Origin of the sequence: Bacteroides caecigallinarum, assembly GCF_021530995.1 — a bacterium.
GTDB lineage: Bacteria > Bacteroidota > Bacteroidia > Bacteroidales > Bacteroidaceae > Phocaeicola > Phocaeicola faecigallinarum.
On the sequence record NZ_JADYTF010000127.1, the window covers coordinates 1 to 9384 of the forward strand.

Sequence of the window (9384 nt, forward strand, 5' to 3'; positions counted from 1 at the left end):
AATATATGTTTTTCTTGATTTATATCATGTTTTCGGATATGTGCGCTTCGTGTTCGCGAACGAAGTATGCTGTTGTGGCATTATTATAGTTGGTGATGCTATTATAGTTGATAAAATACTAATTAAAAATACAGATTAGGCTTGTAAATGTTAATTTTAAGAGTCGATGCACTGTTTTTGTAAAATGTTGTATAACATGTTTTGAGAAAAAACTTTGTTTTTTGTTGGATGTTATATTTATGCATTTAGATGTTATATATATAATAAAAGTTCATTATATAAAAGAAAAGGACCAGAAAATCCTTTTATGTGTTTCCGGCCCTTTATCTGTTTAATTGTTATATTATTTCTTTGAATTTTTTCAGATATAAAATCCTTTGATTACTGCTCCCTCTGAATTCTAAGGTAGGAGAGTATAGTGCTTCTTCGAATTTTCCATCTACGAGTACGTCTATATATTGCAGTAAATCTTTTCGTCGGCTGTCGTTCGTGAGTTCTTCCAACGTATAGCCTGTGTAGCACCATATATTCAATCCGGTGGATTTCCGGACTTTTTTCAGTATGGTGCCGAATTCTTCAGGATTAAAGAAGGGGTCTCCGCCAGTGAAAGTTACTCCGTCGAGCAAAGGATTGCCGTTAATCTCTTTGATTATGTTTTCCAAAGTTTCTTCGGTAAGTGGCTTTCCGGCTTTAGGATTCCAAGATTCAGGATTATGGCATCCTTTGCAATGGTGACTGCATCCGGACAAATAAATGGAGTACCGGATGCCGTCGCCATCGACTATTGTTTCAGGATATGTGTATAAATAATGTAGCATGTTTCGGATTAGGCATGTTTTACCCTGTCGCGTTCTTCGGCACGTTTGGCTGAGTTCCAGCTGTTCAGGTCACCTGTAAGGTAGCCTGTGATGCGGCGCATACGGAGTATATTCTCGCTATTACATATCGGGCATTTGCTATAGATTACACCTCTGTAGCCGCAGTTGTGGCATGTATCAACCGGATGGTTTATCGAACCGTAGCCAATACCCTCGTCGTTCATTACTTTCACGATTTTGGCTATTGCTTTTACGTTTTTCTGTGCCTCGCCGTCCAGCTCTACGTATGTGATGTGTCCTCCAAGCGTAAGTGCATGGAAAGGAGCCTCGCATTTAATCTTGTCCACGATGTTGATAGATTCTTTAACATCTACATGGAATGAGTTGACATAATAATCTCTGTCGTTTACTCCTTCTATGATACCATATTTACGTTTGTCCATCTTTGTGAATCTTCCAGATAAACCTTCTGCAGGAGTGGCAAGAACAGAGTAGTTAAGATGATATTTCTCTTTATATCTCTTGGCTACTTCATTCATTTTCTCAACAGCCTCGTAAAGAGTATCCCATGATTTCTTGTTGTGTCCGTGTCCCTGTCCGTAGAGTGCAACCATTGCGTTGTGACCTCCGATGAAACCTATACCAAGTGTTCCCTGATTCAGTATGTCTCCAACTTCTTCATTAGGGTTTACATCGCAGCCACCTTTCCAAACGTTGTTGCCCATCATGAACGGGAACTGTCTTGCCAAGGCTGTCTTCTGATACTGGTATCTTGAATAAAGCTGTTCGGCAATCATTTCTGCCATCTCTTCTACCGACTGAAGGAATACTTCTTTGGCTTTTTGTTCAATAGCCTCCTTGTTGTTTGAATCGATAATACTTTCTGCCTTAATTCTTGCTTCAATAGCCAGTCTTGGCATGTTCATCGTGGTGAATGACAGGTTTCCTCTTCCCAGTGATGTCTTTTCTCCATTAATGTTTTCGAACACTCTTGTACGGCATCCCATTGTGGCAAGCTCGTATTTATATCTGTGCGGGTCGTCGGCTTTCCACAGCTCATGTTTATTGAACGGGGTATCAAGGAACATGAAGTTAGGGAATAATGCCTTCGCAGTAGTGCGGCATGCTTTCAGGAAAAGGTCGAAGTTTGGTGCCTTGAACTGCAACTTTCCTTCTATTGCTGCATCAAAGTCACTCATTGCAAGCTGGTAATCCTCTTCCGAGTATGATACACCGTCCTTTATCTTGAAAATCTGTATAGGGAATACAGGGACCTCGCCGTGAGCTCCAAGACCTTCAATTGTAGATTTAAGTAATTCTTCTATAACCATTCTTCCTTCGGCTGATGTGTCTGTTCCGTAGTTTATGGAACTGAATACCACCTGGTTACCACCTCTTGAATGCATGGTGTTGAGGTTATGAATAAAACCTTCCATAGCCTGGTGGGTGTCTTTGCGTGTACGTTCGTTAGCCTTGTTCAGGATATGCTCCAAGTCTTCTTTTTCTATATCTGCACCTATAGATTTAAGTTCGTTTGCCAATGCTTTCTTTGCATCTTCTGACGGAGCAATTGTCAGAAGGTGCTTTTTTACACATCCTTTCAGAGCATCTTCTGTTATGTCGATACCTTTCATTTCCATAAGGAACGACATGATTGAAGCCACACTTTTTTGGTAGCTTTTCAGGACTCCTTTAGCCATAAAGAAATCGAATGCCGGTATTGCCTGTCCTCCGTGCTGTTCGTTCTGATTAGTCTGGAAGATTATGGTAGCAAGAGTGGCATAACTCTGGATAGACTGAGGTGTGCGTATGCTTCCGTTTTTTGTGTGGAAACCTCTCTCGAACAAGTCTTCCAAATCATACTGTATGCATGTGGTAGTCTTTGTCGGGTAATAGTCCAGGTCATGAATATGAATATCACCCAACTGGTGAGCTTCTGCATATTTTTTAGGCAGAAGGTACTTGTATGTATAATCTTTTGTGATTTCGGATGCAAAAGTCATCATCTGTCCTGCCGGAGTATGGCTTGACATGTTGGCATTGCTGAGATTGATATCATTCTTGTCGATAGCTACAATACCATCCATTATATGTTTGATTTTTGTCTTGCGGTCACGTTCAGTGTTTCTCCACTGTCTGTAGATGATATACTTTTTGGCCACTTCCGGCTTAACTTTCATCAGTTCCATTTCTACAAGGTCCTGTATTTCTTCCACACCGATGGTAGGGGTGTTGAAATGGTTGATTACCCTTTGTGTGATTTCGTCAATAAGATTTTCGCAATCTGTCAGGTCTGATGCCACGAAAGCCTTGGTAATGGCATTGTAGATTTTTGCAGATGAGAAGTTTTCCCGCTTCCCGTCCCTTTTGATGATGCAGATGTCTTTTGTTTCCATTTCTTTTGTTCTTTTAAATCATACAATTGTTTATTTGTTTTTCAGGGCAGGTCTTCTGACTGATCTTTCCGCGGAACACCTTCCCGCCAAACGGCAGTGGTCGGAATAACCTTGTTCCGTTTCATCAAGAATCACAGCAGCGGGTACTGTTACCGATTTTCACGGTATTCCCTTTTGAGACTGATGTCACTCTGAAAAAGCATTGCAAAGCTATAAACAAATTTCTGAAATAAAAAACGCAAAATTGTTTGGAATTTACAAAAATGGAAATTTTGAATATGTGAAAATGTTCTAGAATGGTCTGTGGGGTAGTTTTGTGGAAAACTGTATTTGGTGTTGTTTTAAAACATATTAGATTTTTGGTAACTTTGTATTGATTCTATTTTGATTTGTGTGGATTTATCGTCCTGTAGATTTCGAACCACTACAGGACGATAAATATTAGGAATAAATTATTCATTAACTGGTTTTAAGCCCATTTTTCTTGCTTTTTCCATCATATATTCAAATGCTGCATCATGTTCGTTAGGTATTACACCGTCCAGAATAGCATCTTTGATATAACTTTTCAAGTCGCCTATTTCACGGCAAGGCTGTAAATTGAAAACTCTCATAATCTCAGCTCCATCTACAGGAGGCTGGAAATTTCGTATTCTGTCTTTCTCTTCAAGGTCTTTCAGCTTTTGTCTTACAAGTTTGAAGTTGTCAAGGAAACGTTGTTTTCTGGCTTCGTTCTTTGATGTGATGTCCGCTTCACACAGACACATCAGATCGTCAATATCGTCACCTGCTTCAAAAAGCAGTCGTCTTACAGCGGAGTCGGTAACTTCTTCATCGGCTATTACTATAGGACGCATGTGGAGACTTACCATTTTCTGGACATATTTCATTTTCTCGTTCATTGGAAGTTTCATTTTCCTGAATATGTCCGGTATCATCTTCTCGCCTATGTAGTTATGATTGTGGAAAGTCCATCCGGCTTTCTGTTCCCATCTTTTTGTCTTAGGTTTACCTATGTCGTGAAGCAGGGCAGACCATCTGAGCCATAGATTGTCTGTTGCTTTCGATATATTGTCCAGTACTTCAAGTGTGTGATAAAAATTGTCCTTGTGGGCTCTTCCGTTTCTTGTCTCTACACCCTGTAGAGCACACAGTTCAGGGAATATAAGTTCCAGCAGTCCGCATCTATCAAGATCTACGAATCCTTTTGATGGTATAGGCGACAAGATTATCTTATTCAGTTCGTCCGCAATGCGTTCCTTTGATATAATCTTTATTCTTTCCTTGTTTCTTTCCAAAGCTTCGAATGTTTCGTCTTCTATGTAGAAGTTCAGCTGTGTGGCAAAACGGATACATCGCATCATTCGCAGAGGATCATCGCTGAATGTAATGTCTGGATCAAGAGGAGTTCTTATAATTCTGTCTTTTAAATCCTCCATACCGTCGAATGGGTCCACTAGTTCGCCAAAACGGTCTTTGTTCAGGCATACCGCCATAGCGTTTATAGTGAAGTCACGTCTGTTCTGATCGTCTTCCAGTGTGCCATTCTCTACTATAGGCTTTCTGCTGTCGTGACTATATGATTCTTTTCTTGCACCTACAAATTCCACTTCAATGTCTCTGAACTTCACTTGTGCTGTTCCGAAATTCTTGAAAACCGAAACATTAGCTCCTTTGCCTAACTTTTTGCCTAGTGCCTGTGCTATTTCTATACCGCTTCCTACTACTACCACATCAATGTCTTTTGAATGGCGTTTCAGGAAAATATCTCGTACGTAGCCTCCTACAACGTAGCATTCCAATCCCAATTCGTCTGCTGTTTCGGATATTATACTGAATATTTTATCGGAGAAATGTTCTTTTAATTCCATATATTGTAGTCTGTTAATTGGAATGCAAAGGTACAAAAATGTATTTGTTTATAAATAAGATTATTTATTTTCCTTATCTTTAGTTATACCTTTCTTTGGTTTGTTATTTTCTTCATTTTTTTCTATTGTGTATTCCTTAGGTGAAACGCCAAATATCTCCTTGAATGTACTGGAGAAATGTGACAGATTGCTGAACCCTACAGCATAAGCTACTTCGGATATGCTCAAATCCTTTTCCTTAAGCAATTTGGCAGCTTGCTGCATTCTTATATTTTTTATAAAATCGCGAGTAGAAAGATTTGTAAGTTCTTTTAATTTTCTGTGCAGATGTACACGGCTTAATCCAACTTCGTGAGCCAACATTTCAACATTCAGACTAGGTTCGGCCATGTATTTGTTTATTACGCTCATTATTTTATCCATCAAAGCTTCGTCCGAAGACTTGATATTTATATCTTTGATTTTTTCTTTCTGCTCCTGTGCGCCACTGAATTTGTTTTTCAATATTCGTCTGTTGTTGAGAAGATTTGATATAGTACTTCGCAGAACTTCCGAATTAAATGGTTTAATTATGTATGCATCAGCTCCATGTTCTATCCCTTCCACCTGTTCTTCGGCCTTGCCTTTGGCTGTGAGAAGTATAACAGGTAAGTGGTTTGTATTCACATTCTGTTTTATCTTTTTGCATAGTGTCAGTCCGTCCATTTCGTCCATCATTACATCGCTCACAACAAGATCTACTTGATTTTTCAATATATGTTCATACGCTTCACGCCCGTTGCTGGCCAATTCTATTTTATATTCATCGGATAATTCTTCTTTTAGGAATTCCTGTATTTCTTTTTCGTCATCTACTATCAGAATGGTGAAATTCGTTTTTGCTCTTTTCTTTGTATTGCTATTGTTTTCTTCACTGGTAGCTGAAACGATCTGTTTATCTATATTGCTGTTTACGTAAGTTTCGTTACTGTCTATTTGCTCCAGGCTTATATGATCGCATCCTCTTGGTATTCTCACAGTAAATGTGGAGCCGGAACTGTCTGTGTTATTTTCTGCCGTAATTGTTCCGTAATGCATTTCCACCAGCGAACGTGTAAGGTGTAGTCCTACTCCTGTACCGCCCTGATTGTGAATTCCGTTTCCGCTAATCTGATAGAACCTTTCGAAAATGCGTTCCTTTTGATTTTCATCAAGTCCGATTCCACTGTCTGTAACTTTTATTTCAATATAGTTTTTAATCGGACCTTTTGCAGTTGGATCTTCTCCCGTTTCAAGTATAACGGTTACTTTACCATTGTCTGGAGTATACTTGAACGCATTCGATAGCAGGTTCATTAAAACCTTATCGAAGTTGTTTATATCTATCCATCCCATTACACTTTTTTCCTTATGACTGAAATCGAAACTTATATTCTTTTGTTTGGCTGTATTGTCGAATGTCATCATAAGGTCATTTATGAAACCTACGAGATCTGTTTCTCTGAAATGCATTTGCATTTGTCCTTTTTCTATTTTTCTTATGTCCATCAGCTGGTTGATAAGTCGTAGTATTCTTTTGGCATTTCTGTATATCATCATATACGTTTTTGCCGTATCCTTATCTTTGTTTGCCGCTATCAGTTTTTCCAGCGGATTTATTATAAGAGTCATAGGTGTTCGTATCTCATGGGATATATTGATAAAAAACTGAAGTTTTGCTTCGTTTATTTCTCTTGCATGTTTTATCTCCATGAAATCGCGTCTTCTTCGTATCTTCATCCTTATAAAGTTGACTGTCAGCCATATAATGATTAATACCGGAATAGAGAAAAGTATATATGCCCACCATGTCTGATACCATTGGTATGAAATATTTATATTGTATGTATAAATATCAGACGATATGTTTCTGTTTACAGCATATACTTCAAGTTTATAGTTTCCGGGGGGCAGATTGTTGAATGTTATATAGTTTTCTCCGGCTCTTGTAGATAACCAGTTCTTTCCGAGTTTTTCAATCCTATATTTATATAATATGTGTGATGTGTTGCCATAATCCATAGTTGTAAACAATACTCTGAATGTATTGTCTCTATGATTAAGATTAAATGTCTTAGCCTTTGTAACGTCTTTTTCTATTATTTTTTTCCCTCCAGATAATGAATTGGTGTTTATGCTTTTGCCGAAAACCTGAAATTCGGAAATAGTCAGGTTAGGCTTTGAAATAGAGTCTGTTATTTCGGAAGGGTAGAAGCAGGTTATACCGTTTGTCCCTCCGAAAAATAATTCACCGTTTGTTGCTTTATATGCGGCTCCACGTGTGAATTCGTTTCCTTGCAGACCGTCCTCGCTATAGTAGTTTGTAAATGTTTTGTATTGCTTGTTGAATTTGCTGATTCCATTAAACGTGCTTATCCATATATTCCCACTATTGTCATCACACAAACCACATATGACATCGTTTGAAAGTCCGTCGTTTATTCCGTACTTTTCGATTTTTCTGCTTCTTTTATCAAAAGAATATAATCCTTCTGATGTTCCTATCCATATGGTTTTTTCGCTATCCTCCAGTATGGAATAGCACATCTTGTCTTTTATAATATAATTAGTTTCAGAAAAGTTTATAAAACTGTTGTTCTTGGGATTAAAACAGCTTAATCCTTTAAAGTGGCCTATCCATATATATCCTTCACTGTCGCAGTACAGAGTGTTAATCCAATTGTCGGCAAGATAATTGAAGTCTTTATTCTTTTCATTCTCTTCTTTGTATGAAGTCAATTCTTTTGTAGTTGGATCGTATACGCACATTCCAGTACCGTATGTGCTTATGTAAAGCTTATTGTCATGTCCTTCTGTTATACTGAAAACACTTTCGCTTTCAAGTCCTGATATGGGCTTGTAAATACCAGTTTGTGTGTCAAATTGTCCTATACCTTGACTGTAACTTCCTATCCATGTCTTTTTGTTGGAATCTTCATAAATACTTAAAATAGTATTGGGGATTTTGTATTTTCCGTCTTGAGGCTTGTAATGTTTGGTTTGTACATAGTTAGAGTTAAGAATGTACAGTCCTTTGCTGTCAACTCCAATAAGGATATTGTTTTTGCTATCCTTTAGAATCGACATAACACAACCATTGTCAATTGGACTTTCGTTTATCTGTTTTCCGCCGTAAAATTTGAATGGGTTGGGTTTTTGTGGTATAAGTACAACGCCTTTTTGGAATATTCCGAACCATAAATTCCCTTCTCTGTCTGAAATTATGCTATGAGCTTTTGTATCTCTAAAATCTATAGCTGAGTCTGTAATATATAGATCTTTTGTTGATTTTGTATTATCATTATATATCTTTATGCCGAATCCGTCTGTTCCTATATATAGCTTGTTGTCAATGAAGGCAAGAGTTTTGATTGGTAGATTTCCGAAGCTTGGCACTTTTTCAACCGTATTGTTCTGATATATGTATAGTCCGTTCGTGAATGTTCCGAAATATATTTTACCATAGTTGTCAGAAATTATCGATGTTACATCGCTGTTTTGTATATATGGCGACTGTATTTTTTCAAGCTTTCCATTAATAAGGTTGAATTTTATAACTCCATCACCTTCTGTACCTATAAGTATATTCTTGTCATAGTCTTCATATATTGTATTTATTTTAAGAACTCCGTTATTTAATAACGTCTGTACACTATGACCTGTGTTATTCTTTGTATTTATGCAGAATAACCCCTGATTTGATGATGCTGCCCATATTTCACCATTGCTGTGTTCTATGATTTGCGAGATGTGCGGAGTGGTAATATGGTCATTGATGAAAAGTGATACTTTCGTGAAATTGTTTTCATTACGATTATATTTCATCATTCCTGCCACTGTGCCTATCCATACATTGTTGTTGCTATCTTCGAATACAACTCTAGAATAGTTGTTGCAGATTGATGTCGTATCGTTTTCATCGTGGGTGTAAAGGGTAAATCTATTGCCGTCAAATCTGTTGAGCCCGTATTCTGTAGCGATCCATATAAATCCACTTTTGTCCTGATATATTTTGTTTATCAGGCTACTTGATATATGGTCGCCAGTAGTGTAAACTACACTTGTTTGTGATTTTATGCTTATAAAGAAAAATGAAAGTATTAATAATAAAAAAGACTTATGTTTCATTGTATTGTATTATATGTTAAACTTGTCACAAACTTACATAAAAATCTTCGTTTTTTATGCCGGTGCAATAAAAAATCAAGCCCTACGTACTTGATTGATCGTCTATTGCCGTGCTCGAAGCACAAAATGTTGTATATTTGAGGTGCATACATT

4 protein-coding genes and 1 riboswitch are annotated in these 9384 nt (G+C 37.6%); all 4 genes read right to left on the minus strand.

The genetic code is table 11. From position 1 onward, the window contains the following. Nucleotides 1–338 precede the first annotated feature (338 nt). A complete protein-coding gene (gene nrdG, locus I6E24_RS13885) occupies nucleotides 339–818 on the minus strand; it encodes an anaerobic ribonucleoside-triphosphate reductase activating protein (RefSeq protein ID WP_235329137.1) in 480 nt (159 codons plus the stop codon). Between the two features lie 8 nt (nucleotides 819–826). Continuing rightward, nucleotides 827–3214 (minus strand): anaerobic ribonucleoside triphosphate reductase, encoded by a 2388-nt coding sequence (locus I6E24_RS13890; RefSeq protein WP_235329138.1) that lies wholly within the window; start codon nucleotides 3212–3214, stop codon nucleotides 827–829. A gap of 28 nt (nucleotides 3215–3242) precedes the next feature. Next, nucleotides 3243–3423, minus strand: a riboswitch (cobalamin riboswitch). Between the two features lie 243 nt (nucleotides 3424–3666). Continuing rightward, complete coding sequence (locus tag I6E24_RS13895; protein ID WP_235329139.1) at nucleotides 3667–5085, minus strand: CCA tRNA nucleotidyltransferase; 1419 nt, start codon at nucleotides 5083–5085, stop codon at nucleotides 3667–3669. A 60-nt stretch (nucleotides 5086–5145) separates the two neighbouring features. Continuing rightward, a complete protein-coding gene (locus tag I6E24_RS13900) occupies nucleotides 5146–9231 on the minus strand; it encodes a two-component regulator propeller domain-containing protein (RefSeq protein ID WP_235329140.1) in 4086 nt (1361 codons plus the stop codon). Nucleotides 9232–9384 lie beyond the last annotated feature (153 nt).